General features: G+C 59.9%; 24 protein-coding genes and 1 tRNA gene. 8 read left to right on the forward strand and 17 right to left on the reverse strand.

Annotated elements, in window-relative coordinates; translation table 11 throughout:
• Positions 1-8: 8 nt before the first annotated feature.
• Positions 9-602, forward strand: coding sequence for a gamma-glutamyl kinase (locus ACR0IR_RS05945; protein ID WP_480778990.1), 594 nt, complete (start codon positions 9-11; stop codon positions 600-602).
• On the opposite strand, the gene ACR0IR_RS05950 is transcribed toward ACR0IR_RS05945, so the two are convergent.
• From ACR0IR_RS05950 to guaB, 3 genes are all read right to left on the reverse strand, one after another.
• Positions 599-2,890 carry an ATP-binding protein gene (locus tag ACR0IR_RS05950; RefSeq protein WP_480778991.1) on the reverse strand — a complete coding sequence of 764 codons (2,292 nt, stop codon included), beginning with the start codon at positions 2,888-2,890 and terminating at the stop codon, positions 599-601. The two genes, ACR0IR_RS05945 and ACR0IR_RS05950, sit on opposite strands and share 4 nt — an antisense overlap.
• A gap of 104 nt (positions 2,891-2,994) precedes the next feature.
• On the reverse strand, positions 2,995-4,155 hold the full coding sequence (locus tag ACR0IR_RS05955; protein ID WP_170363434.1) for an RsmB/NOP family class I SAM-dependent RNA methyltransferase: 1,161 nt from the start codon (positions 4,153-4,155) through the stop codon (positions 2,995-2,997).
• Between the two features lie 28 nt (positions 4,156-4,183).
• The gene (guaB, locus tag ACR0IR_RS05960) at positions 4,184-5,632 is read right to left on the reverse strand and encodes an IMP dehydrogenase (RefSeq protein ID WP_170363433.1); all 1,449 of its coding nucleotides are present in this window, start codon (positions 5,630-5,632) and stop codon (positions 4,184-4,186) included.
• Positions 5,633-5,847: 215 nt separating this feature from the next.
• Between guaB and ACR0IR_RS05965 the strand changes: the two genes are divergently transcribed.
• From ACR0IR_RS05965 to ACR0IR_RS05980, 4 genes are all read left to right on the forward strand, one after another.
• Positions 5,848-7,890, forward strand: coding sequence for an ASKHA domain-containing protein (locus ACR0IR_RS05965; RefSeq protein WP_170363432.1), 2,043 nt, complete (start codon positions 5,848-5,850; stop codon positions 7,888-7,890).
• A 24-nt stretch (positions 7,891-7,914) separates the two neighbouring features.
• Positions 7,915-8,772 (forward strand): class I SAM-dependent methyltransferase, encoded by an 858-nt coding sequence (locus ACR0IR_RS05970; protein ID WP_170363431.1) that lies wholly within the window; start codon positions 7,915-7,917, stop codon positions 8,770-8,772.
• 354 nt (positions 8,773-9,126) lie between these two features.
• A complete protein-coding gene (locus ACR0IR_RS05975; RefSeq protein ID WP_170363430.1) occupies positions 9,127-9,879 on the forward strand; it encodes a response regulator transcription factor in 753 nt (250 codons plus the stop codon).
• Positions 9,876-10,370 (forward strand): A24 family peptidase, encoded by a 495-nt coding sequence (locus tag ACR0IR_RS05980; protein WP_170339082.1) that lies wholly within the window; start codon positions 9,876-9,878, stop codon positions 10,368-10,370. Before ACR0IR_RS05975 ends, ACR0IR_RS05980 begins: the two co-directional genes overlap by 4 nt.
• 74 nt (positions 10,371-10,444) lie before the next feature.
• Here ACR0IR_RS05980 and ACR0IR_RS05985 read toward each other — a convergent pair whose 3' ends face one another.
• The 13 genes from ACR0IR_RS05985 to ACR0IR_RS06045 form a co-directional block, all read right to left on the reverse strand.
• A complete protein-coding gene (locus tag ACR0IR_RS05985) occupies positions 10,445-11,431 on the reverse strand; it encodes a type II secretion system F family protein (RefSeq protein ID WP_170363428.1) in 987 nt (328 codons plus the stop codon).
• A gap of 15 nt (positions 11,432-11,446) precedes the next feature.
• A complete protein-coding gene (locus ACR0IR_RS05990) occupies positions 11,447-12,475 on the reverse strand; it encodes a type II secretion system F family protein (RefSeq protein ID WP_170359187.1) in 1,029 nt (342 codons plus the stop codon).
• Between the two features lie 11 nt (positions 12,476-12,486).
• Positions 12,487-13,881, reverse strand: coding sequence for a TadA family conjugal transfer-associated ATPase (locus ACR0IR_RS05995; RefSeq protein WP_170363427.1), 1,395 nt, complete (start codon positions 13,879-13,881; stop codon positions 12,487-12,489).
• 46 nt (positions 13,882-13,927) lie between these two features.
• Positions 13,928-15,133 (reverse strand): CpaE/TadZ family protein, encoded by a 1,206-nt coding sequence (locus ACR0IR_RS06000; RefSeq protein ID WP_093962116.1) that lies wholly within the window; start codon positions 15,131-15,133, stop codon positions 13,928-13,930.
• Between the two features lie 11 nt (positions 15,134-15,144).
• Complete coding sequence (locus tag ACR0IR_RS06005) at positions 15,145-15,783, reverse strand: TadE/TadG family type IV pilus assembly protein (protein WP_170363426.1); 639 nt, start codon at positions 15,781-15,783, stop codon at positions 15,145-15,147.
• Positions 15,780-16,271, reverse strand: a complete 492-nt coding sequence (locus ACR0IR_RS06010) for a TadE/TadG family type IV pilus assembly protein (protein WP_170363425.1) — start codon at positions 16,269-16,271, stop codon at positions 15,780-15,782. Before ACR0IR_RS06010 ends, ACR0IR_RS06005 begins: the two co-directional genes overlap by 4 nt.
• Positions 16,268-17,788 (reverse strand): pilus assembly protein TadG-related protein, encoded by a 1,521-nt coding sequence (locus tag ACR0IR_RS06015; protein WP_480778992.1) that lies wholly within the window; start codon positions 17,786-17,788, stop codon positions 16,268-16,270. Before ACR0IR_RS06015 ends, ACR0IR_RS06010 begins: the two co-directional genes overlap by 4 nt.
• Entirely contained in the window at positions 17,769-18,593 is an 825-nt protein-coding gene (cpaB, locus tag ACR0IR_RS06020; protein ID WP_170363423.1) for a Flp pilus assembly protein CpaB, read from the reverse strand. The genes ACR0IR_RS06015 and cpaB overlap by 20 nt, the downstream gene beginning before the upstream one ends.
• Positions 18,594-18,755: 162 nt before the next feature.
• Complete coding sequence (locus ACR0IR_RS06025; RefSeq protein ID WP_093962121.1) at positions 18,756-18,938, reverse strand: Flp family type IVb pilin; 183 nt, start codon at positions 18,936-18,938, stop codon at positions 18,756-18,758.
• Between the two features lie 237 nt (positions 18,939-19,175).
• Positions 19,176-19,249: transfer RNA gene (locus tag ACR0IR_RS06030), tRNA-Gly, on the reverse strand.
• Positions 19,250-19,358: 109 nt separating this feature from the next.
• Positions 19,359-20,423, reverse strand: a complete 1,065-nt coding sequence (locus ACR0IR_RS06035; protein ID WP_170363422.1) for a methyltetrahydrofolate cobalamin methyltransferase — start codon at positions 20,421-20,423, stop codon at positions 19,359-19,361.
• A gap of 9 nt (positions 20,424-20,432) precedes the next feature.
• Complete coding sequence (locus ACR0IR_RS06040; RefSeq protein ID WP_170363421.1) at positions 20,433-21,359, reverse strand: methylenetetrahydrofolate reductase; 927 nt, start codon at positions 21,357-21,359, stop codon at positions 20,433-20,435.
• Positions 21,360-21,385: 26 nt separating this feature from the next.
• Entirely contained in the window at positions 21,386-21,682 is a 297-nt protein-coding gene (locus tag ACR0IR_RS06045; protein WP_093962131.1) for a virulence factor, read from the reverse strand.
• Between the two features lie 237 nt (positions 21,683-21,919).
• On the opposite strand from ACR0IR_RS06045, the gene ACR0IR_RS06050 reads away from it, so the two are divergent.
• From ACR0IR_RS06050 to ACR0IR_RS06060, 3 genes are read left to right on the forward strand one after another with little or no spacing between them, the layout of a single operon-like run.
• Entirely contained in the window at positions 21,920-23,032 is a 1,113-nt protein-coding gene (locus tag ACR0IR_RS06050; RefSeq protein ID WP_170363420.1) for a Ppx/GppA phosphatase family protein, read from the forward strand.
• On the forward strand, positions 23,004-23,384 hold the full coding sequence (locus tag ACR0IR_RS06055) for a hypothetical protein (protein ID WP_217357072.1): 381 nt from the start codon (positions 23,004-23,006) through the stop codon (positions 23,382-23,384). Before ACR0IR_RS06050 ends, ACR0IR_RS06055 begins: the two co-directional genes overlap by 29 nt.
• 52 nt (positions 23,385-23,436) lie before the next feature.
• A complete protein-coding gene (locus tag ACR0IR_RS06060; protein WP_170338513.1) occupies positions 23,437-24,153 on the forward strand; it encodes an RlmE family RNA methyltransferase in 717 nt (238 codons plus the stop codon).
• Here the strand turns inward: ACR0IR_RS06060 and ACR0IR_RS06065 are convergent, their stop codons facing one another.
• Entirely contained in the window at positions 24,154-24,360 is a 207-nt protein-coding gene (locus ACR0IR_RS06065; protein WP_170363418.1) for a hypothetical protein, read from the reverse strand.
• Between the last annotated feature and the right edge of the window lie 38 nt (positions 24,361-24,398).

Genomic DNA, 24,398 nt, shown 5'->3' on the forward strand with positions numbered 1-24,398 from the left:
GACATGAAATGCTGATCTTCTTCAAGGAACGCCTTGCGCTTCTGTCGCTGCCCAAAACCGGAAGCACCGCCTATCAGGTCGCGTTGCGGGACCGCGCAGATATCGTGGTGTCGGGTCCACCGGATCTGAAACATGCGCCGGTGCGTCGCTATGACCGTTTCTTCCAAAACATTTTCCGCAAGATGTACGACACGGAAATGGAAATCATGGCCGTAGTCCGCGAACCCGTCGATTGGCTGGGCAGCTGGTACCGGTACAGGACGCGCACCGAATTGACTGGCCACCCGCATTCGACCGCCGGCATGTCTTTCGACATGTTTGTTCAGGCCTATATGCAATCGCCCCGTCCCGCGTTCGCCGATGTCGGCAGCCAAACTGAATTCTTCCGGACCCGCAGCAATGGCGCCGGTGCTTCGCATATCTTTCGCTACGAACACCAGGACGAGATTCTGGACTTCCTTCAAGATCGACTGAACGCCCGGATCGATCTGACCCGCGAAAATGTATCGCCCAAGCGGGAACTGATACTGTCTGACCAGACCTTGGATACATTCCGCAAGGCTCATGCCGCCGAGTTTCGTCTGCATCAGCAGGCGCGTTAGTTGAGGTACTGAAACACCGCCTCGGTCAATTGTGTCAGTGAAAAAGGCTTGGGCAGGAAGGTCGAATGTCTGATCTCCGGCCCAGCATCGCCAAACGCGCCTTCGGTATAGCCCGACATGAAGACCACCCGCACATCGGGCCGGCTTTCAAGCGCCTTGGCAACCCAGGTTGGACCATCCATTCCGGGCATGACCACGTCCGTGACGAAGACGTCGACGTGCAGGTTCTGATCCTCAAGAATGCGCAACGCGTCCTCGGCCGAGCCCGCCTCAAAGACGGTATAGCCCTTGAGGCGCAAGGCACGGGTGGCAAAGGCGCGTACCGGCGCCTCATCCTCGACCAGCAAAACGACACCTTCGCCTTGATGCGCGTTCGGTTCCGGTTGTGCCGGCGGTTCGATCGCAACCTCGGTGTCTCGTGCCAAGCAGACCGGCAGCATGACGTTGAATTCGGTCCCACGCCCTTCGGTGCTGTCCACGAAGATGAAGCCGCCGGTTTGCTTGACGATGCCATAGACCGTCGACAAACCCAGACCGGTCCCCTCGCCTGTCCGTTTGGTCGTGTAGAAGGGTTCGAAAATCTTCTGCAGCTTGTCTGACGGAATACCGACGCCACTGTCCATGACCTTGACCGAAACATATTCACCCACCGGAACCGTCGCCCTGTCCCGCATCAGCGGCTCGGTCAAAGAAAACACCTCGGTTTCGATACGGATTTCTCCGCCGTCGGGCATCGCATCGCGCGCGTTTACAACCAGGTTCATGATGACCTGTTCCAACTGTCTTTTGTCTGCGCGAACGGGCTTGAGAACCGGATCATGACTGAGGGTCAGCTTGACCTTCTCGCCCACCAGGCGGTTCAACAAGTGGATCAGGTCGGAAATGGTATCGCGCAGATCCAGCACTTCGGGTCGCAGAGTCTGTTTTCGGGAAAAGGCCAGCAACTGGCTGACCAACGCAGCGGCCCGGTTGGCATTCTGGTTTATCTGGACGAGATCGCCGTAGTTCGGGTCACTTTGATCATGGCGCAGCAGCAGCAGGTCGCAATGTCCGGAAATGGCGGTCAGCAGGTTGTTGAAATCATGCGCCACACCACCGGCCAGCTGCCCGACCGCCTGCATCTTTTGCCCCTGGACGAACTGAGCCTCCAGCGTCTTGAGTTCGGTCGCGTCGTTCAACACGGCAACAAGGCGCACCTCACCGTTCTTGACGATGCGGGTCAGGGTCAGTTGCACGAAGACCTCTCGGTCCTTTCCGCCCAGCCGCAGGAATTCGGAACGTGGTGGCCCATCGCACGCGGCGACCTGAAGCAGCCAGTCCCGCAAGGGATGCCCCAATCCGCTCAGAATCGTGTCGATATTGGTCTGACCCAATTCAACATCACCGATCAGCTTGCGCGCCAATCGATTGGCATCCAAAATCTCACCACCCGGAGCGAGGTGCATCATGGGCACCGGGACGTCGGCGAAAGTCGTGGTCCACTGATCTGCAGGCGCGTCGTCAAGCACGATCAGCGCTATATCCCGGCCCGCGCTGGTTTTTTGAACCTCGCACAAGAATACCCGCCGCGAACCTTCTTGAGCAGGCAGGCGCAGAACCGTTTCACCGGATATGACCTCCGGCGTCAGAGCCTCGGCCGCGCCCACTTCGCTGCCTCGGAGCATCGCCTCGGCCGCTGCATTCATGTTCAGGACCACGTCATTTCGCCCGAGCGTCACGATTGGAAGCGAAGCAGACGCCCAGGGTTGCCGACCCGAGGCCTTGATCCGCCACAGGTACAGATCATCGCCAAGGTCGATCGCCAGAACTGGAATTGTCGTACCCTTTGTCACGATGTCTTCTGCCGCGCGCCCTTCGACTTGCGCCGATGACTGCATCCGAACCAGTATCGCCGCAGGATTGGCGAAAACGGACCGCAAACACATGTCCAGCCTTGCGCCTGTCGAGGCGTTGAACCTGTCCCGCGCTGCGGAGTTCACGATCAGCACCCGCCCGTTGGCATCCGTGATGAAACCCGGAGCGGGCTCTTTTTCCAGAAACGACGCGAGAATGGTCTGCGCCTGTTTGTCAACGCGATACGAGAAGCATCCGCGCAACAGAACAAACGCGCCAACGGCCAGAAAAGACCCTCCAACCGCCAGCAGGCCCGAAACCAACTGGGGCGAGATCGGAAAGAGCTGTGCGAGAATGACCAACAAAAGCGCGACACCGACCAGAGAAATGGCCCGCGACCAGCTCGGAAAATGTCGTCCGGTCAAACTTGGCGTAAATTGAGCGACTTCGGTCATCAACAACTCGATTCAAAATCAATCCACGGCATATCGTGGCACAAAGAGTTAATATCCGCTTAAGGAATCCAGCGGATATTCTCCTTTAAGTTGTTTTCAGCGCATCAGCGTCGCGTCAAGTGGGCGGAATAGAAGCCGTCGGTGCCGTGTACAACCTGCCACAATCGGCTGAACGTGCATTGCCATTCCGGATGCGACGACAGGAACGTGTTTATGACGCCTCTGTTTTCGACATCCAGCATCGAACAGGTGGCGTAGGCCAATACACTACCATCACCGACGAGTGGTGCGGCCGCGTCCAGAATGGACAATTGCGTCTTAGGCAACTGGGCCAATTGCTCGGGCGTCAAAGCCCATTTGCCCGCAGGTGCGCGCCGCCACGAGCCGCTCCCGGAACAGGGAGCGTCAGTCAGCACCACGTCAAACGGGCCGTGTTTTACCAAGTCATCTGTCGACAGGATGGTAATGCGCGCTCCCGCCCGTTGCGCTCGATAAGGAAGGTCACGCATGCGCCCGGGGTTGGCGTCATGGGCGAAGACTTCGACACCGCCGGTGGCGGCCATGGCCAGCGCCTTGCCGCCACCCCCGGCACAATAGTCCAGAACCCTCATGCCAGGCCTGAGGTTCAATGCAGCAACGACAGCTTGGCTCGCTGCATCTTGCAACTCGACCAAGCCGTCACGATAGCTTTGGGATTGCGAAATCTTCCGGGCACCTTCGACAACTTCAAGCGCTGTCTCGCAGGCCGGGTGCGGCGCAGTGGAAATCCCTTCCCGCGTCAGCGCGTCCACCGCCTCTTGCAAGCTCGTGCGGGCCAAATTGACCCGCAGGTGAACCGGAGCGCGCGATTGCAGCGCGGCGGCGGCCTCTCTGGCATTTTCACCAAGCGACCGCTCGAAAACCGGCCAGAGCCACTCGGGAATGTCAAACTGCTCGGCTTCCGTTTCGAATAGGCGACCGACTTCGTCCGCCGTGACGGGGTCTGGGGCGTGACGATCTCCGGTGAACAGATCGCCCGGGTCCTGACCCTGCGACCGCAGAGCGCCCAGCATCAGGCCTCGCCCCGTCCTTGCACCGCCGATCGCAGCGTAAGACCGAAGATGTCGAAGCGCGTCAAAGACATGGTCGCGGATCGCTGCCCTGTCCTTCGATCCGGCGAAACGGCTGCGCCGCGCCCAGCCCGTCAACGCTTTCTCGGCGGGAGTTCCGCCCAGAAAATCGTCTAGGATTTCGATAGCGGCCTGAACGCGCGCGCCTGGGGTCATGTCGAGGTCCTGAGTCCGACGGAAACCGTCACATCACGCGATAGTTGGGGCTTTCGCGTGTGATCTGTACGTCATGGACGTGGCTTTCCTTCAGACCCGCTCCGGTAATCTTGACGAACTGGCAATTGCGGCGCATTTCATCAACGGTCGCGCAGCCGGTATAGCCCATGGCCGCACGCAGACCGCCGACCAGTTGGTGAACAACGGCGCTGGCCGAGCCCTTGTAGGGCACCTGCCCCTCGATCCCTTCGGGCACCAGCTTGTCATTCGCGGCGTCCTTCTGGAAATAACGATCGGCCGAGCCGCGCGCCATCGCGCCCAAGCTGCCCATGCCGCGGTAGGATTTGAAAGAGCGGCCCTGGTACAGAATGACCTCGCCCGGGCTTTCATCGGTTCCGGCGATCATCGAGCCGACCATGGCGCAGGACGCGCCCGCCGCGATGGCCTTGGCGAAATCCCCCGAGAACTTGATGCCGCCATCGGCGATGACCGGCACGTCACCAGCCGCAGCCGAGCAATCCATGATTGCCGTCAACTGGGGCACGCCGACACCCGCCACCATGCGCGTGGTGCAGATCGAGCCCGGCCCGATCCCGACCTTGACCGCATCGGCACCGGCGTCGATCAGGGCCTTGGTTGCGCCGCCCGTTGCGACGTTGCCCGCGATGATCTGCACTTCGTTCGACAGGGACTTGATCCGCTTCACCGCGTCCAGCACCCCTTGGGAATGGCCGTGCGCCGTGTCGACCACGATGATGTCGACGCCAGAGTCGACCAATTGCTCGGACCGTTCAAAGCCGGCATCGCCAACCGACGTGGCCGCCGCAACCCGCAGCCGACCCAGATGGTCTTTGCAGGCCGTGGGGTTCAGCACCGCTTGCTCCGTATCCTTCAAGGTCAGCAGACCGGTCAGTTTGCCCGATCCGTCGACGACCAGCAGCTTTTCAATCCGGCGAGCCTTCATCAGGCTTTTTGCCTCTTCCAGGTCGGCCGGTTCCTGCAGCATCGCCAGATTGTCCGTGGTCATCATCGCGCGGATCGGCTGGTCGTCCGACGTGGCAAAACGCATGTCGCGGTTGGTCACGATGCCTACGACGCGCCCGTCGTCGTCCACCACCGGGAACCCGGTGAAGTTGTAACGTTCAACCAGGGCCTTGGCATCGGCCAGCGTTTGATTGGCGCGCAGGGTGACGGGGTTGTAGACGATGCCGGATTCGAAGCGTTTGACCCGGCGCACCTCACGCGATTGCTCCTCGACGGTCAGGTTCTTGTGGATCACCCCGATGCCCCCGGCCTGCGCCATGGCGATTGCCATCCGCGCCTCGGTCACCGTGTCCATGGCCGAGCTGAGCAGCGGTATGTTCATTGTGATCGCGCGCGTCACGCGCGTGGACGTGTCCGCCGTTGCCGGCAGCACCGACGAGGCCGCCGGAACCAAAAGAACATCATCAAAGGTGAGTGCCTCACGAATCTGCATCTGCTAACCCCATGCAAAACCCCGTTTGGCGGTGACCCTATTGCATGGTTTCGACCAAAGGAAAAGCCCCTGCCCCAACTTGTTCGCCCACAAACCGCCGCGATGGCGCGGAAAACGACGCAAGCCGCGCAAAACCTGCCGCGGATTGGCCTTTCCCTTTGCCGCGAAACCCATATCTTGCCGCCATACGCGCGAACACCAAAAAGGCATCCGTCATGACCACCGATCCCCTTGTCGTCTTTACCCCTTCGGGCAAACGCGGACATTTCCCCGTTGGCACTCCGATCCTGACGGCGGCCCGGCAACTGGGGGTCGATCTGGATTCGGTCTGCGGTGGGCGCGGGATCTGCTCGAAATGCCAGATCACACCCAGCTATGGCGAGTTTCCCAAACACGGCGTCACGGTCCGCGAAGACGCGTTGAGCGAATGGAACGCGGTCGAGCAGCGCTATGACGACAAGCGCGGTCTGAAACCGGGCCGGCGGCTGGGCTGCCAGGCCACCGTTCAGGGCGACGTGGTGATCGACGTCCCGCCTGAAAGCCAGGTGCACCGCCAGGTGGTGCGCAAGGCCGCCGCCGCGCGCGCCATCACCATGGACCCGGCCACGCGCCTCTATTTCGTGGTGGTCGAAGAACCCGACATGCACTCGCCCACCGGCGATCTGGAACGGCTGGAGCGTGCCCTGCGCGAGCAGTGGCAGATCGACGCCGTCACCGCCGACCTGTCGCTTCTGTCCAAACTGCAGCCGACCCTGCGCAAGGGTAAATGGGAGGTCACGGTCGCCCTGCACAAGGGCCACAAGGACAAAGTGGCGCGCATCGTCGAAATCTGGCCCGGACTGCACGAAAACGGGCTGTACGGGCTGGCCATCGATTTGGGCTCGACCACCATCGCCGCGCATCTGACCGATCTGGACACCGGTGAGGTCAAGGCCTCGTCGGGACTGATGAACCCGCAGATCCGGTTCGGCGAAGACCTCATGAGCCGTGTGTCGTACGCGATGATGAACCCCGGCGGTGATCAGGAGATGACCCGGGCCGTACGCGAGGCGATCAACGATCTGGTCACCTCGATCGCCGACGAGGCCGGGATTGACCCGGCCCTGATCGTGGAAACCGTGTTCGTCTGCAACCCGGTCATGCACCATCTTCTGCTGGGTCTGGACCCGGTTGAACTGGGCCAGGCGCCGTTTGCGCTGGCCACGTCGGAAAGCGTCACGCTGCCCGCACGCGAGATGGATCTGACCACGATGAACCCCCGTGCGCAGGTCTACATCCTGCCCTGCATCGCGGGCCATGTGGGGGCCGACTGCGCCGCCGTAGCGCTGAGCGAAGAGCCTGGCAAATCGCAGGACCTGGTTTTGATCGTGGACGTCGGCACCAATGCCGAGATCCTGCTGGGCAACACGACCCGCGTGCTGGCCTGTTCCTCGCCCACCGGACCGGCCTTCGAAGGTGCGCAGATCAGCTCGGGCCAGCGTGCCGCCCCCGGCGCGATCGAGCGCATTCAGATCGACCCCGTGACCAAGGAACCCCGGTTCCGCGTGATCGGATCGGACAAGTGGTCCGACGAAGACGGATTTGAGGCCGATATCGCCACCACCGGCATCACCGGCATCTGCGGGTCGGGCATCATCGAGGCGGTGGCCGAACTGCGCATGGCCGGCCTGCTGGACGAGAGCGGCCTGATCGGCTCGGCCGAGCAGACCGGCACCAGCCGCTGCATCCCCGAGGGCCGAACCCATTCCTATCTGATCCATGACGCCAGCGCCGAGGGCGGCCCGCGCATCACCGTGACCCAAGGCGACATCCGCGCGATCCAGCTGGCGAAATCCGCGCTCTATGCCGGGGCGCGGCTGCTGATGGACGAGATGGGCGTGGACCGTGTGGATCGCGTGGTGCTGGCCGGGGCGTTCGGCGCCCATATCTCGACCAAACACGCGATGGTTCTGGGCATGATCCCCGACGCGCCGCTGGACAAGGTCCAAAGCGCGGGCAACGCCGCCGGCACCGGCGCACGCATCGCGCTGTGCAACATCGCCGCCCGGGCCGAGATCGAACGCGTGGTGCGCGAGATCACCAAGGTCGAAACCGCGATCGAGCCGAAATTCCAGGAGCATTTCGTCGCCGCCAACGCGATTCCGCACAAGACCGACCCGTTCCCGGAACTGGTTAAGATCGTCACCCTGCCCGCTCCGTCCTTCAACACCGGAGGCGATGCGGAAAAAACTGGCCGCCGTCGCCGCAGAAAGGCATAGTCCGAAAAACTGCGGAGGACCCCCATGCAAACAGCAAACGAAGATCAGGCTGAATACTGGGGCAACTCCGAATCCGGCACCAAGTGGCTGACTTTTGAGGGCAAACTGGACCACATGCTGGCCCCGGTGCTGGACCTCGTTCTGGAACAGGCCGAACTGAGACCCGGAATGTGCGTTTTGGACATCGGCTGCGGGACCGGCGCCAGCACCATCGCGGCCGCCCAGCGTGTCGGACCGCAGGGCCATGTGCTTGGCGGCGACATTTCTGAGCCGTTCCTAAACCGAGCGCGGGAAAGGGCCTTGTCCGCGGGTGTCGAAAACGTCGATTTCCAATGCGTCGACGCTCAGGTCGCCCGGTTCCCCGAGGGCGCGTTCGACGCTGCGATATCGCGGTTCGGTGTCATGTTCTTTCAGGATTCGGTTGCGGCGTTCGCCAACATCGCCAAGGCTCTGGCCCCCGGCGGACAAATGACTTTTGCCGCATGGGGACCTCTGGCTGACAATCCCTGGTTCAGGATTCCCCACATGGCCGCCACATCGCATCTGGGCCACCCACCAAAATATGGTCGGTACGCACCGGGACCACTGGCCTTTCATGACATCGACCATGTGACCGGGATGATGGCAACGGCGGGTTTGGATGACATCTACGCCAACCCTGTAAGCCTCCGACTGCCGGGGCTTGGATCGGTGGAGGCCACCGCCGAGCTTTGCACCCGGGTCGGGCCGGCTGCGCGCGTGATAGCGCATTTTGAAGGCGATGAGGCCGACGAACGAAAAATCCAGAGCGCCGTGGCCCAGGAGTTTTCGAGTTTTCAAACGGCAGATGGGTTTGGCATCCCGGCAGTCATCAACGTCTTTCAGGCCCGTAAGCCCTCCTGAAATACCAGAGCGTGTCGCCCTTGGCCAATCACACCCGCTGACTGTTATTGTTTCTGATCGTCAACTCTTTTCAGCCTTTTGAGCCTAATTGTCTGCTTTTTTTCGTGTGTTTTTCTCCCCATCCGGAAACTTAATAAGATTCTTGGTGATTTTAGCGTAAAAATCGTAAAATATGAATGTATTGGGCAGAGTAATTCAAATCTACAGAAGCCGCTAAACCGGCTCGCTTTAGTGAGTAAAACGTTTACCAGTTGGTGCTATATGGACAGGGGGATGGGCCGTGCAGGTGCGTGGCTACCAAACACGCAACACACACGCGCATTGATCAGTTTCATTCAATGGAGCCAGGGCGGAGTGGTTCTGGACGCGGCGTTGTCCGAAGTTGTCAACGCGTTTGGAGCCGATTGCGGTACCCTCAGCCGTGTCTGGCTCAATAAAGGTGGCAGCCGAGTAGCTGCACGCGCAGATACCCGTGGCCAGACAATAAGTCGGCCGCTCTTTCTTTCCTTCACGAACGACGTGATTGGTCCGTTTGCGAGCAAGCCAAAGAAAGGCGTCGTCTTCAGCCTCAAGGATCACGGGAAACCCGTAAACGAGTTTTCTGCCGTTGTTCTGGACTGGATCTCGCACCGCAAACTGCATGATATCCTGTTCGTCTGTCTCGACAACCAAGGCTGCGAAATCGATTTTCTGGAGCTGCATTTCGCCAAAGGCCTCGAACCCGGCTGGCGCGAAGCGATAGAGACAGTCGCACCCGAAATTTCCGAGATCTACCGCAACAGACGCGCCGGTCTGATTACCGAAGCACTGTCCCGCCAATCCGTAACGACCATCCAAAGGGCGGTGAATGACGCGCCGCTGATGAGCCTCGAAAACCCAGCGGGCCTGACACGGGCCGAATGGCGGGTCTGCGTTCTAATTTCCCGGGGACTGTCGCAACAGTCCATTGGATCCGAGCTCGAGATTGGTCCCGCGACTGTGAGAACGCATCTCAAGCATATCTACGGCAAGACAGGAATGGAGAACTTCCACATGTTGGCCAGACGGCTGGTTTCGATCGAAGAACGCGAAGCCTTGCACGGCAGACACAATCAGGCACGCGCATGATGATTGATCTGCCTTGGCATAATTGGGCACCTCTGTGGTTGATGGTGCCGTTGTTTGTGGCGGTGGCGTGGACGGACCTAACCGAATACCGGATACCGAACCTGTACTGCCTGATAGGGGTTGCCTTGTTTCTGGTCGGGTCCCCTGCCCTCGGTTTGCATGAAGTTGGATTGCGATTGATCGCCGCCGGGCTTTGCTTTGGGATATGTTTTGCCCTTTTCGCCGCCGGTTGGCTTGGGGGCGGAGACGCCAAAATGCTACCGGTGGTCTTCCTGGCGATACCGACCCAAGCCCTTTCGACATACATGCTGCTGCTATCTGCCGCGATGGCGTTTGGACTGACCAGTTTGACCCTGCTGCGCCTGTTCGTTCGACAACCGACAGGAAAGCTTGCAGCAACGCTCAGCGGACGCGAGTTTCCTCTTGGGATTGCCATAGGCCTTTCAGGCCTGATCCTGGCCGGCTGGTCGATGCTGCTTTACAGCGCCTAAAAGAGCGAGAGCCTAAGGCGGACGCAAGGATGACCTCGTGCAGGCCTGCGAGCGCCGTATCTACAAAAGCAGCTTCATTTCACGAAGGTTTCGACGTATCGAATGATGATCGGTGCAAGGATCAACCCTGCAATCGACGGTAACATCAGGCTTGCCATGACGGCGGACATCTGCACCGGCAACTTGTTGGCTTTCTCCTGCGCGCGAAGCTCTCTCAGTTCGCGCATTTCTTCGGAATACGTAGTCAAGGCAGCCGACAACGGGACACCGAACCGGGACGACTGGAGGACGACGCTCACGAACGAACTCATTTCGTCGATGCCCGTCCGGCGCGCCATTCTCATCAACGCAACTTCACGGTCGCGCCCGGCCTGAATCTCGCTCAGGGCAATTAGAATTTCCTCGGACATTTCGGGCGATACAGTCTGCATTTCCACCGCAACTTTGAGAAGCGCCTGGTCAAACCCCATTCCCGCCTCGATCCCGATCTGGAGCAAGTCCAGCATGTTCGGGAACGCGTTTTCCATACGACGTTTACGCTCCTTGATCCGAGCGCTCATCCAAAGTTGGGGAATGAAAAACCCGATGCCGCAGAGGATGCCAAGGTTCCGCAAGATCTGAAATGAATTCAGACCAGACACATAATCGTTGATCGTGGCGCCGATACTGGACGCAGGCTGCCAAGACATGAGGACAAGAAAGACGAGCGGCAGAAACGTCGCCAAGCCCAAACGGATCAGATAGAAATTGGCGATTGCATTCCGGCCGCGAAACCCTGAGCGCGCAAGCACTTGGCCAACTTCGAACCTGACACTTGCATCGCTGGGGATAAGTGCGGCGCTCAGCCCGGTCGGTGTATCGCCCTCCACCTTTTCCGGCACAAGACGTGCAAGGCTCTGGCCCCTTGTTCGTTTGGGAAGCATCCGTTCGGCCGCTGTAGACCGATCGCCGAGCGACGATGATATCCCAAAGAACGCAACGATCGCGCCGGCGGCAACAAAGCCCAAGATCATGAGTTGGGAAAATAGACCAGTGTCGAGTACCGAGTTCACGATTTCCATTTCGACAACCCTCCCTCAGATCCGGAAATTGACAAGCTTGAACAAAACGATGGCATTCAGAACGATGGCCGCAGAAATGACGCTCATGACGGGCCAGAAAATCGGGTATTGCACCACGCTTCCGTAATAGTCCGGCGTCATGACCGTCATCACGAGGGCAATCCCGACGGGAATGAACGACAGGATATAGGCGGTCATCCGACCCTCGGCAGAAATGGCCTTGATTTTGCGCCGTAAGGACATGCGGGCACGGATGACGCGCGCCAATGTCCGCAGAATGCCGGCCAGATCGCCGCCAGTACCGTGCTGCATCGTCAGCGCGACCGAGAGGTACTGGATATCCTCTTCATCTACCCGGTCTGCCATGTTGCGAATGGCGGTCGTCAACTCTTCCCCATAAGCGACTTGGTCCACGACCAGACCGAATTCAGTTCCGATCGGATCGGGCATTTCGTTTGCCACGCTCTGCAAGGTCGTGTTCAACGGATGCCCGACCTTCAACCCACGCGACATCAGGTCCAACGCATCCGGCAATTGCTTGATCAGCGCGGCCTTGCGCCGTCTGAGGTTGGCGCCAAGGTAGACCAACGGGGCCAACAGGAAGCACACAGCGCTTACAGGTATGACCGTCAGTGGGTTGGCCACCAGTGAGCCTCCGATCGCCGAAACCAGAAAAGCGCCCCCACATCCCAACAGGAACATTTCCGGCACCATGTGCAGGCCCGATGCCGCAAGGGCACCCGGCAAGTCGCCGACCAGCGGAAACGACTTCATGAGAGGTTTGCTTTCCCGCGGTTTGAGCAATTCCAGAACGTCCTCGCCAGTCTTTCCCTGGTTCAGCATCTGGATGCGCCGGTTTATCGCCTCTTCCCGGTTTTCTCCGCGCTTCAAAAGCTGACGGACCCCTTCGAAGGCAATCAGTGCGCCGAGGAATATCAAGAGTGACAGGACAAAGCGGACATCGTATCCGCCCACTTCCATCTCTGGTCCGATCAACGAGTCTATGCTGTGCGTCGAAAAGAAGGATCTGAGATCTTCCAACATGGCTGGGTCCCTCAGTTGAACTTGATCGATGAAAGGTCGACACCCGCCGCCGCCAGCGCATCGCTGGATTTCGGTCGGATACCGGTCGGCATGAAGCGCCCAAGGATGTTGCCGGCCTCGTCCTTGCCTTCACGTTTGAAGACGAAGATGTCCTGCATGGTCACGATATCGCCCTCCATGCCGGTGATCTCGGCAATCGAGGTGACACGGCGCGTACCATCAGACAGGCGGTTCAATTGCAGAACGAAGTGAATTGCCGAAGCGATGGTCGCGCGGATGGCTGCATGCGGCAGCTCTAGCCCGCCCATCTGCACCATCTGCTCGACCCGCGAAAGCGCATCGCGCGGGCTGTTGGCGTGTACCGTCGTCATCGACCCGTCATGGCCGGTATTCATCGCCTGCAACATGTCGAATGCTTCGGAGCCGCGCACCTCGCCGATGATGATCCGATCAGGACGCATCCGCAGCGCGTTTCGCACAAGGTCTCGTTGGACAACGGCGCCAGTACCGTCGAGGCCAGCAGGCCGTGTTTCCATGCGCAAGACATGTTCCTGCTGAAGCTGAAGTTCTGCCGCGTCTTCAATCGTGACGATCCGCTCCCGAGCGCTGATATACGACGACAATGCATTCAGCATCGTGGTCTTGCCCGATCCGGTTCCGCCCGAGATCAGCACGTTCATCTTGGCTTCAACCAATCCCCGCAGCAGCTTGGCCGCGCTTTCGTTCAAGGCCTCATTCTTGATCAGGCGTTCCATCGTCAGCGGAACCCGCGAGAATTTTCGAATGGACAGCGCCGGCCCGTCCAGTGCGCAGGGCCGAATGATCGCGTTGACGCGACTGCCATCTTCCAACCGCGCATCCACCCACGGTTGCCGTTCATCAATACGGCGACCGATCCGGCTGACGATCTTGTCGATGATCCGCAGCAGATGACGTTCGTCCCGGAAACGTGCCGATGTCTTTTCGAGGATGCCGGAGCGCTCGACAAAAATCTGCGTGTGGCCGTTCACGAGGATATCGTTGATCGTGGGGTCAGCCAACAACGGCTCCAGCGGCCCCAGGCCAAGCACCTCGTGCATCAGCTCTTCGACAAGCTGCTTGACCTCCTCGCTGCGCATCGCACGGCCTTCGGCGCGCAGCAGTTCGGTGACATGTCGCCCAATTTCACCCCGCAGTGTTTCTTCCTCGACCTTTTCGATAACGGCGAGGTTCAGCTTGTCCAGCAACGAGTTATGCAGTCGTGCCTTGAGATCTATCCGATCGTTCTGGATGTCATGCATCAATACGAGGTCATCGCCGGAGCCACGAACCGGCTTGCCGATCTGAGCAAACTGCTTGGTGTCCAACGGCACAACTTTCGAAGCGTCCGGTTTTTCCTGGCCTGGTCGGTCGAATTCTCGAAACATCTACTTAACCTTCTGCAAATATTTAACTATTCCGAAACACTCTGCCTCAGTGCTGGCCGACCCGAGGCGGCAATGACAGGCATGTCTCATGTGCCAGCTTTCGGATTGCGCGGGTCATGGGTGCACGGGATGAAACATCTTCCAACGGTACGCCCCGATCGACCGACTCGCGTACTGTGCGCTCGTCGCGCGGCACCCAAAATGCAAAGTCCTTTTCAAGAAGTTTTGCCGCCGCTCTGTGGTGCGCCGCCGGAATGATGGGTTTCTTTTCAAGGTTGGCGACCAGTTGAATTTCCAGTGCTGGGTTTTCCGCTTGGTAGAAATCCATCAGCTTGCGGGCCGAGCGAACGGACGGTACGGCAACGTCCGTCACCAAATATAGGCGGTCAGCTTGCGTCAGGACGGGCGTAATCCATTCCACCAGCGCCCGCGGCAGATCCACCACGACGTAGTCATGGGTGCGTTTCAGGGAATCCAGAATGGCCGATATCTGCTCTTCTTTGATCGCAGTCAACGGACCATAGCGCGACGGAGCCGCCAGGATATCGACCCCGCAAGGCGACTTGACCATCGCCTGTTCCAAAAAGGCACTGTCGGGAATGCTGCCTTCCATGGCCATGCGCCACATCGCGTCGCTTTCGGCGACATCCATCAAGGCAGCAATCGAGCCGAACTGAAAGTCCAGATCCACCAGCGCAACCGAGTTCGACGCCGTCTTTTTCAGGAATCCGGCCTTGGATTGAAGCTCGTTCGCCATATTGGCCGCAACCAAGGACGATCCGACGCCACCACGAGATTTGCCAACCGCGATCAACTTGCCAAGTGTGGCTTGTCCACCCCAAACGGCGGGAAGCTGCGCCTGCCGCCGGGCACGGATCGCATCCACCTGCGGAATGATCTCCTCATGGATTGCATTGCGCGGCAGCACGTCATCGACTCCAAGCTTTTTGAGCTGTCGGGCCTTCTCAAGCGGCAGATCTTCGGACGCCAGGGCGATAATGATCGCATTGGGCATGCGCGCATCACAAATCTGCTGTGCGGTCTGCAACAGCTCGGGCGAACTGTCATCCACATCGAACAGAACCACGTCATGACGCGCTGACAAGGCAACAGCCGTCCCGTTGACCCGCGCGACAGTGTCCTTGCGGCCCGTAAAGCGGCAATTGCTCAGCCCCTCCAACGAGGTTTCGATTGCCGCGAAAATCTCTTCGTCCGGTGAAATCAACAGCACTGAAATCTGCTTGGCACTCATGACTCTTCTCCTTACTCAACGGCACCGATGGCAAGATCCTCGGCCGGGACGGATGTGCTCATCGTTGGGATTGAAATGGTGTTGGGGCTGCTGGCGGATATGGCAGGGTTGCCAGCAGCAAGGGCGACCAGCGGCCCAATTGGCAGCGCGAAATCGTAGTCTAGGTTTACCAGTTCGGCTGTAACCACCGGCGTATAGGGTCCACCAAGAAAACCAAGACGAGGATCGTGCGAATAGGTGATTTGCACATTTGCCGCGGTGGCTCCGGGCGGCAGCAGCATTTCGATCTCGTCCCAGATCCGGCTGCCATAGGCGGTTGATGCGTCAAGCTGACACGGCGCCGGCAGGTTCGGAGTGGCGCAAATGCTGCCGCTGCGGCACAGCGCGCCGAACTTGGTTGTTGCAGGGGCGCCACCGGCCAGCGTGTGCGTGTTTGGCATCGCGCCACACAGGGGCGGCCCGACCGTAGCAAGCCGAGAGGCTTTTTGCATCGCTTTCTGCGCCATCGTCGTGGACCAGTAGAGCCGTCCGTACTCGAGAATTCCAAACACGAGCACCAGGAACAACGGAACGACCATGCCCAGCTCGACCAAGGCCGATCCGTTTTCTCGTCGCCAGAAAGCGCGCAGCATATGCAGGTTACCCGTCATACCCCAAACACCCGGCTCTGGTCCGAGATCTCGGTGTCGAGAGGCCCCAGCGCTGCCCCGAAAAGGCTGAAAACATTTCCAAACAGGTACTCGATCCGGATCTGAGCCGTGACCTCGACCACCGAAGTCGGATTGATCCGGTACACGCCAGCCCGCGAGATACAGCGCGGCGTGACGTCGATGACGGATGTGCCATGCGGCATGATCGACGAACCGCCCAACTGGTTCTGGACGATGTCCGTGGCCAGAGCGTCATAGCTGCCGACTCCGCCCGCTGCGCACAAGTCCAACGGTGCGATCCGCGCGATCATACGCGAGGCATCACGCACCCCGGCCGACGTTGCCTGATGAATCCAGGTGATACGCCCACCTTCGATGATCACGGCAAAGAACAGCAGTATCAACGGAAGTACGATCCCGAACTCGACCATCGGGGCGCCGGCCTCGCACGACCGCAACCGTCGGATATGCCGAACGAGCCGAGTCATCGATACAACCTCACGACATCGCGAAAGATGCCATCATCGCTGCTGCCACCGACTCCACCACCGACCTGCTCGACCACCTCGACATAGATGTCAAAATCCGTCCCCGAGGATTCTTCGAGCGGCTGGATCAGGAAAACCTTTACAAACTCCTGCACCGGAACGTTCTCCGCGCGTCCCGCGACGGGATTGGCACTGCAGTTTATGGCGGCTGCGATAAATGTGCGGCGGTCAGGATCGTCCAGCGTTGTGCTCGCGCATTGCGGGCGGCCGGACTCGCTGCGCCCGAACAGCACATCACCCGTACCAGCCCTGGCGATCTCGTCGAGATACATTTCGTATCGCGTGTTTCCAGTCGGGTTACCCAGCGGGTGCGGCGTCAGATCATTGGCCGGACCGTCGCCATAGTTCATGTCCAAATAAGCCGCTTTGCCGGAGGTCCAGACACCGTTTCCAAAACGGCCGCCATGCGCGCAGGTGCCGGCGGCGAAGCAATCGTCGGGCGGAAACGGCATCGAGTCGGTCGAAACCTCGGGATTGTTCTTCAGACAGCTTCCGCCAGAGTTTTCCCAGCCCGCGATGACCTGCGGTCCGGGCGCATAGTCTTCATCATTCTTGAGTTTGCTCATCGTCGAGTGAAAAATATCGAACCGTGAATTGTAGATTGCGCTGCCAATGCCATTTCGCTGACCGGGTTCGGTATCGACCCCGCGCTGAGACACGCATTGCGTCAGGTTTCCATGGGCCGCGATCAGGCAGATATAGAGTTTTGATCCGGTCTGCCCCGCGCAAGGACCGTTGGGGTTTATGCCGATGTCCGTCGGGTCGAGGAAACCAAAATTCCCCGGCCCCCAAGCGGCACCGTTACCTCCAGTACGTAACTTGATGGTCGATCCCTTGTTTGCATTCGCTGTCCAGCCGGGAGGGATGCAGAACATCAACGGCGTCACATCACAGGCATATTGGGTGTAACCCGCAATCGCGACCGCCTCGACATCCTCATCCGGGCGAGTCACGCCCAACAAGTCAGCGAGCGCCCGACCGAACGGAAGGAAAACGGTTCTAGGGGTCGCGGTCACCTCAACCAGAACGGCCATAGCGGGATCAGTCGTCACAAACCCATCGACTGGATCATTGTCATCCGGATCGGCGGCAGGATCGGGCAGACCCGACAGAAACCGCAGCGAATAATCTGCGGCCGTCCCCAGATCTTGGCTGCCCTCGGCAAAGAACTGGGAGTCTTCGATCATTCCGGCTGCAGCAGCCGTGGCGCGTGTGATCGCGTCACTGCCGCCATCCAGTTCTCCGGCGGCGGCCAGAGCCACGTGATCGGTATAAGCCTGCAGGTCAGTCTGCGTAGAAGCCAGCCGCCCAAGATCAAAGGTCAACGCCGCCATGCCAACGATCACGGTCATGCAAATTCCGACGAAAACCAGAATGGTCCCCTGTTCGTCGTCCTTTATGTTGCGCAACGTGGGCATGAACAGACCTCGCGAGCGATCAGTTGGACACGGTTGCATTCGTGGGGTTGCCGGCAACAGGAACTTCCTGGACGTCCGTGGTGCCACGACGCACCTTCACGATCGGCTTGGGCGCGCCCTCTGCAACCGGCGACTTTTCAAGCAGAATGTCGCTGAGGCGGATGGCCTCCAATGGCTTGTCTTCCTGGATTTGCAGGGACCGCAGTGACAGGCTGAGTTGCCCGGCCTTCTGAGCCAATGCCAATCGCTGTCCCTGGTCCGGCGTGACTTCGACAGTCACCGTTCGGGCAATCCCGGGCTGGTCGACATCTTCATCAGCCGTCTGATCAACCCCAATGACACGGATGTTTTGCAGGATCGTCACCGCCCGCAGCGACTCGTTCTTGCCCTGCGTCAGCACGATATCAACAAAGTCACCTGGTGTGACGAACCCGCCAACACCGGTCTGCGCATCCACATTGATGGCCATTGCACGATTGTTTTCGCCCAAGGTCTGAACGATGGTGACCTTCTCACCGAAGTCAGAAACCTTTGATGCCAACAGGATTTCACCCTGCGCCAACGCGCGCTTGGCGCGTCGCGGATCGACACCTGCTGTGGGCAGAACATCTTCGAAACTTGTAAATACACCTGCCGGCACGGAATCCGCCGGCCAGTCGATGGCGGTCAACTTGTGACCTTCAATCGGAGATCCGAACGGGATCTCTTCTGCTGCTGCGACCACGCGAACGATCGTCGGATCAGCCGCGGCCTGGCTCCGTCTCAGCTGCTCCTGCGCGATCATCACGGCGCCACCCGCCAGACCCACGCCAAGAATAGTCATCATCAAGGATTTCAATCGCATAGGTCCCTCCAAATAGCCGGGCCGGTCATTCTGAAAACGTGGGGCCAGTCCTCGGCCCAAACTGCGTCACGCGGGACGCCTAATGCCGAGACTGGGCTGGTTCTGGCTTCCCGCCGTCCTCGCGGCGGAAAACCAGTTGCTTTTCAGGCCAAAACAGCAGGATTACGGCCGTGTTGCAGCCGTGTTGGCGTCATTGAAGTTGGTGTTGGTTGTGCCGCCCAGACCGGTCAGCAGGGTCCCGCCAACAGCGATCGCGATGAACAGTGCGATACCGTATTCGACAAGAGTGGCGCCACGCTCGTCACGGCGCAGACGAATAAAAAGACTACGAATTGCCTTCGACATGATTTGAACTCCAGTTTGTACTCATTAATGTGCGAATTTCGCACAGGAACGAGGGTTCCCCCGTCAGTTCAAATCGTAGCGAGCCCGCATCTGGCAAACCTCCCCACAAACGAAAAGGAATTCCCGCTTAACGCGAGAATTCGTTCATTTTGGCTTTTTTGTGGCGGGATTTTGGCGGTAAATAGTCCGAGTCCACCTCAGCTTTCGAGCTTCAAGCGGGCCAATATCAGAGTGTTTTGGAGCGGGTAGCGGGAATCGAACCCGCGCGTTCAGCTTGGGAAGCTGACAGGCTACCATTACATCATACCCGCCGCTCGGTGCTGAATATCACTCGTCCTTCGCAGAGTTCAAGATGCTTCGATCAGCGCGGCAAACAAAAAGGCCGGGCAGATTGCCCGGCCCGTTGACAAAGCAGCCTGCTCAGGCCCGGCGACGTCGAGCACCGCCCCGGCGGCCACGTGCGCTCTCGCCTTCGGCGCCTGCAGCATCGGCAGGTTTGTTGAACTTGATCCACTCGCCGCCATGCGGGTCGTTGTTGGTCAGCAGGTTGGCGGCGCGAATGGCCTCCATCTCCTTGCCGGCGCGCGGCTTGGTCGAGCCCAGACCGAACATCTGAACGAAGGTTTCGTCGTCCATGCCGTCGGGCAGGATGATGCCCGCCGCTGCAACCTCGACCTTTTTCTCGGCGATCTTCTTCTGCGTTACCGGCAGCGCCACCGGGTTCATGATGGCCGAGGTCATGCCCGCGCCCATCGCCATCGGCAGGAAGGCGTTGTTGATGCCGTGACGGTTCGGCAGACCGAACGAGATGTTGGACGCACCGCAGGTGGTGTTCACGCCCAGCTCCTCGCGAAGGCGGCGTACCAGGGCAAAGACCTGCTGGCCGGCAGTAGCCATCGCGCCAATCGGCATCACCAGCGGGTCCACAACGATGTCGTGGGCCGGAATGCCATAGTCAGCCGCGCGCTGAACGATCTTCTTGGCAACCTCAAAGCGCACGTCGGGGTCTTCGGAAATGCCCGTATCGTCGTTCGAAATCGCTACGACCGGCACATTGTATTTCTTGACCAGCGGCAGAACCAGTTCCAGGCGGTCCTCCTCGCCAGTGACCGAGTTCAGCAGCGGGCGGCCTTCGGCAGCCTCCAGCCCGGCCTCCAACGCACCCGGAACCGAGCTGTCGATGCACAGCGGCACGTCGACCAGACCCTGCACCAGCTGGACGATCTGTCGCATCAGCGGCGGTTCGGTCTCGTTCGGGTTGGGGTTCGAGTTGTAGACCACACCCGCGTTGATATCGAGCACGGTCGCCCCGGCCGCGACCTGTGCCAGCGCGTCCTGCTCGACGGTCGAAAAATCGCCCGCTTCCAGCTCGGCGGCCAGCTTCTTGCGGCCGGTCGGATTGATCCGCTCGCCGATCACGCAGAACGGCTGATCGAAGCCGATGATCGCGGTTTTGGTCTTTGATTCTACGACTGTTCGGGTCATGTCCGGTCCTTAGGAGTTTGCAGGCTTCGCCGAGGCGCCGCCGTTTTCGATGGCCCAGTTGGCATTGGTCTTGATGCCGCCAAGCGGGAAGAAGTGCACGTTGGTGATGTTGAAGTCGGGGTTGGCCGCCTTGTGCTCGGCCAGCGCGGTGATCACGTCGGTCGGCTCGTAGGGCAGCAGCAGCTTGGACACGTCCATGGCGCGCTTCTGCAGCACCTTCAGCGACGGGCCCACACCGCAGGCGATCGCGAATTTGATCAGGGTCTGCAGCTTGGCCGGACCGGCGATGCCGATATGGATCGGCAGGTCGATCCCCGCCGCCTTCAGGCCGTCGGCCCATGCGATGATCGGCTTGGCGTCAAAGGCGAACTGGGTGGCCAGTGCCATTTTTGCGTCGGTGGTTTCGCTGAATTTCTGCTTCCAGCGCAATGCCTCGTCCACGTTTTTGGTCGAACCGTCCGGGTCGATATCCTTGTTGCCCTCGGGGTGGCCTGCGACGTGCAGGCGCTTGAAGCCCGCCTTGTCGAACAGACCCGTTTCCAGCAACTGCATCGAGCTGTCGAACTGGCCATGCGGCTTGTCCACGCCCCCGGCCAGCAGCAAGGCCTGCTCGACACCCGCCTCGCCCTGATACATGGCGATCCAGTTCTCCAACGTCGCCGCGTCCTTGATGATGCGGGCCGGGAAATGCGGCATGACAGGATATCCCTCGGCCGCGATCCGCTTGGCGGTCTTGACCATGTCCTCGATGGGCGTGCCCTCGATATGGGCGATGTACACGCGCGTGCCTTCGGGCAGCAGGTCGCGGAAATCCTCGACCCTATCGGCAGTACGCGGCATGACTTCGATCGAATACCCTTTCAGAAAGGCTTCGACGGTCGGGTTCACCGGGGCCTTATCGGCCGCATCACGTTTCTTGAAGTTCAGCAAAGCCATTGCGGCCTCCCATAAAGATCTGGGGCTCATGCCCAACCGTCATTTGCGATCAGGGCCTTGATGCGGTCCTGATCGTATTCCGTTTCCAGGCGCAACGCTTCAGCCTCGGCGATCTCGGTCGGGTCACCCTCAACCTCGAACGGCTCGGCTTTGCGCCACTCGGCCAGATAGGCATCACTGTCCTTGGCGTTCACCTTCATGGCGGCGCGGTCGATGGCTTGCTCGAACCGCACATCCAACTGTCGCTTTGCGCCACGGCGGCCCTTGCCCACGATGACCTGAGCGGGGATGTCGCGCCAGTAAACGATAGTGACGTCAGGCATTGATCTTGATTCCTCCTAACCAGATGGTCCGGTTCTAAACGGCTATGTGGGGCCGGGTCGGTCGGATTTCGACACCCGGGGCTTTTACAGCGACGTTTTGCAGTTCGGGATACAGGCCCTGCACCGGTTTCTCCAGTCTCGGTGTCCATCAAAATCCTCATGACTTTAATGAGCGTCTTGCACGACGCGCGCCCGCAACCTAAGGTCGGGGTAACTCGAAAATCGGAGGGCGTGACGATGGCGCCCAAGCGTCCCAAAGGTGCGGGCGCGTTCCCGAAGGTGGTCGAAAGCCCCGCGCCGGCAAGACCCGATCCAGATGCCCTGTATGCCGCGCTGGATTTGGGGACAAACAGTTGTCGCATGCTGATCGCCCAGCCCAAGGGCAGCGGCTTTCATGTGGTCGACAGCTTCTCGAAGTCCGTGCAGCTTGGTGCCGGGCTTGAAAGGACCGGACGGCTGTCGCGGTCCTCAATGGCGCGCACCATCCAAGCCCTTCGGATTTGCCAGCAAAAGCTGAAACGCAACAAGGTCAAGCGCATGCGGCTGGTGGCGACCGAAGCCTGCCGCCGCGCCCGAAACTCACGCGACTTCATACGTCAGGTAAAGCGTGAGACCGGCCTGACCCTTGAAATCATCCAACCCGAGGAAGAAGCCCGTCTGGCGGTCATTTCCTGTGCTCCGCTGGTCAGCACCAAGACCGAGCAGTTGCTGGTCGTGGATATCGGCGGCGGCTCGACCGAGCTGGTCTGGATTGACCTGTCTTCGGTTCCGCGACGCGACCGTTCAACAGCGATCATGCGGCTGCACAACGGTTTTCACACGGTCGATAGTCCCTTTCCCGCCGCCAAGGTGGTGGACTGGATCAGCGTTCCACTGGGCGTCGCAACACTGCGCGATCAGTTCCACGATGTCGAAGACGATGCAGCCCGCTTTGCCCTGATGAGTTGGTTTTTTGAAGAAAACCTCGCCGATTTTGCGCCCTATAAGGACGAACAGGCCCGCGAGGGGTTTCAGATCGTTGGCACCAGTGGCACCGTCACAACGGTCGCTGCCTCTCATCTGGGCCTGAAGCGCTATGACCGAACCAAGGTGGACGGCCTACGCATGACCAGCGATCAGATTGACAAGGTCATTCGCGGCTATCTGGAGCTTGGCCCTCAAGGCCGCCGTCGCGATCCGCGCATCGGCGAGGACCGGCAGGCCCTGATCATGTCCGGATCTGCTATCTTGCAAGCGCTGTTGCGCTGCTGGCCGACCGACCGCCTATCGGTGGCGGACCGTGGGCTGCGCGAGGGTTTGCTTTATGCACAGATGAGCGCCGATGGCGTCCTGGAAGACGGGCCGTTTTGAGAAAGCTCTGCGCTGCATGCCGCTTGCGACCATAGCGATCGCCTACCGGGTTTCGACGGCCGCAACCACGATCTGTGCGCTTGAGGCTGCCGGGTTCAAGGTATTCAGCCCGGGTTTTCACATCGCCAACACCGTTCCGCACTATGCTTTGGCGATTGGCGGAATTGGGATCGCCGTGCCAGCGGTCGACTCGGCAGAGGCGCTAGAGCTGCTGCACAGTTTTTCGGCTTCACCGCCGATATCTGGCGGCCTCGGCGGGAAGGTCTTGAACGGTCTGGGATGGGTGGCATTTGGTGTTTCTACGCCCTGGCCCGATCTGCTATTGATGGAGCGGTCGATATCATCGGCTTGATGCCACATGAACAAGCGGGTAAAGGCCTCGCAGTCTTCAGGAGACCTTTTCAATGGCCAAGAAACCCAGCGGCAAAAACACTTCGGGACGCGGGCAGCGTGACTTGAAGGTCAAGGTCAAGACCGCGCGCGGACGCAAGCTCAGTTCGACCCGCTGGCTCGAGCGGCAGCTGAATGATCCGTATGTTAAGCGAGCGCAGGCCGAGGGGTATCGGGGGCGCGCGGCCTACAAGATTCTGGAGTTAGACGACAAGTTCCGCTTTCTGGTTCCCGGCGCACGCGTGGTCGACCTTGGCTGCGCGCCCGGTGGCTGGTGTCAGGTCGCGGTCAAACGCGTGAATGCGCTGGGCGAGAAATCGGGCAAGCGGATCGGGACGGTTCTGGGTGTTGACCTGCAAGAGGTCGAGCCCGTGGCGGGTGCCGAAACCCACGTTCTGGACTTCATGGAAGACGATGCCGACGAGAAGGTAAAACAGTGGCTTGGCGGCAAAGCCGACGTTGTCATGTCGGACATGGCCGCAGCGTCCTCCGGGCACAAGCAGACCGACCACCTGAGGATCATGGCGCTGTGCGAAACCGCCGCCTATTTCGCCTTTGACGTGCTGGAGGTCGGAGGAACCTTTGTCGCAAAAGTTCTGGCTGGTGGCGCCGAGGGCGATCTGCAGAAACTGCTGAAGCAGAAGTTCGACAAAGTGGCAAACGTCAAACCGCCAGCTTCACGGTCGGACAGTTCGGAAAAATTCGTGGTGGCAACCGGTTTTCGGGGCTGATCAATCGTCGTCGAGCGCGATCTTGTCGGCTACAATCCGCTGCGGCCGCAACGATGCCGCCGCGATCCCCTGCAGCAGCAACGCCTCGCCATGGTTGAGATACGTGGCCGGCTTGTTGCGCAACTCGTCGATCCGCTGATCCAGCGAGACCCGGCGCGTTGCCACAGGTTGGTCGAGCTTTGTCGACGGGCGTTTCAAATACAACATGGATTACCACATCCTGAACTGGTCAATGCCTTGTCCAT

Source organism: Ruegeria sp. CF2, from assembly GCF_056537385.1.

Excerpts from the sequence above, each read along its gene's own strand:
- ACR0IR_RS05945 (WP_480778990.1), top strand. The coding sequence starts at position 9 with ATGCTGATCTTCTTCAAGGAACGCCTTGCGCTTCTGTCGCTGCCCAAA.
- ACR0IR_RS05950 (WP_480778991.1), bottom strand. The coding sequence starts at position 2,890 with ATGACCGAAGTCGCTCAATTTACGCCAAGTTTGACCGGACGACATTTT.
- ACR0IR_RS05955 (WP_170363434.1), bottom strand. The coding sequence starts at position 4,155 with ATGACCCCAGGCGCGCGCGTTCAGGCCGCTATCGAAATCCTAGACGAT.
- guaB (WP_170363433.1), bottom strand. The coding sequence starts at position 5,632 with ATGCAGATTCGTGAGGCACTCACCTTTGATGATGTTCTTTTGGTTCCG.
- ACR0IR_RS05965 (WP_170363432.1), top strand. The coding sequence starts at position 5,848 with ATGACCACCGATCCCCTTGTCGTCTTTACCCCTTCGGGCAAACGCGGA.
- ACR0IR_RS05970 (WP_170363431.1), top strand. The coding sequence starts at position 7,915 with ATGCAAACAGCAAACGAAGATCAGGCTGAATACTGGGGCAACTCCGAA.
- ACR0IR_RS05980 (WP_170339082.1), top strand. The coding sequence starts at position 9,876 with ATGATGATTGATCTGCCTTGGCATAATTGGGCACCTCTGTGGTTGATG.
- ACR0IR_RS05985 (WP_170363428.1), bottom strand. The coding sequence starts at position 11,431 with ATGGAAATCGTGAACTCGGTACTCGACACTGGTCTATTTTCCCAACTC.
- ACR0IR_RS05990 (WP_170359187.1), bottom strand. The coding sequence starts at position 12,475 with ATGTTGGAAGATCTCAGATCCTTCTTTTCGACGCACAGCATAGACTCG.
- ACR0IR_RS05995 (WP_170363427.1), bottom strand. The coding sequence starts at position 13,881 with ATGTTTCGAGAATTCGACCGACCAGGCCAGGAAAAACCGGACGCTTCG.
- ACR0IR_RS06000 (WP_093962116.1), bottom strand. The coding sequence starts at position 15,133 with ATGAGTGCCAAGCAGATTTCAGTGCTGTTGATTTCACCGGACGAAGAG.
- ACR0IR_RS06005 (WP_170363426.1), bottom strand. The coding sequence starts at position 15,783 with ATGACGGGTAACCTGCATATGCTGCGCGCTTTCTGGCGACGAGAAAAC.
- ACR0IR_RS06010 (WP_170363425.1), bottom strand. The coding sequence starts at position 16,271 with ATGACTCGGCTCGTTCGGCATATCCGACGGTTGCGGTCGTGCGAGGCC.
- ACR0IR_RS06015 (WP_480778992.1), bottom strand. The coding sequence starts at position 17,788 with ATGCAACCGTGTCCAACTGATCGCTCGCGAGGTCTGTTCATGCCCACG.
- cpaB (WP_170363423.1), bottom strand. The coding sequence starts at position 18,593 with ATGCGATTGAAATCCTTGATGATGACTATTCTTGGCGTGGGTCTGGCG.
- ACR0IR_RS06025 (WP_093962121.1), bottom strand. The coding sequence starts at position 18,938 with ATGTCGAAGGCAATTCGTAGTCTTTTTATTCGTCTGCGCCGTGACGAG.
- ACR0IR_RS06035 (WP_170363422.1), bottom strand. The coding sequence starts at position 20,423 with ATGACCCGAACAGTCGTAGAATCAAAGACCAAAACCGCGATCATCGGC.
- ACR0IR_RS06040 (WP_170363421.1), bottom strand. The coding sequence starts at position 21,359 with ATGGCTTTGCTGAACTTCAAGAAACGTGATGCGGCCGATAAGGCCCCG.
- ACR0IR_RS06045 (WP_093962131.1), bottom strand. The coding sequence starts at position 21,682 with ATGCCTGACGTCACTATCGTTTACTGGCGCGACATCCCCGCTCAGGTC.
- ACR0IR_RS06050 (WP_170363420.1), top strand. The coding sequence starts at position 21,920 with ATGGCGCCCAAGCGTCCCAAAGGTGCGGGCGCGTTCCCGAAGGTGGTC.
- ACR0IR_RS06055 (WP_217357072.1), top strand. The coding sequence starts at position 23,004 with ATGGCGTCCTGGAAGACGGGCCGTTTTGAGAAAGCTCTGCGCTGCATG.
- ACR0IR_RS06060 (WP_170338513.1), top strand. The coding sequence starts at position 23,437 with ATGGCCAAGAAACCCAGCGGCAAAAACACTTCGGGACGCGGGCAGCGT.
- ACR0IR_RS06065 (WP_170363418.1), bottom strand. The coding sequence starts at position 24,360 with ATGTTGTATTTGAAACGCCCGTCGACAAAGCTCGACCAACCTGTGGCA.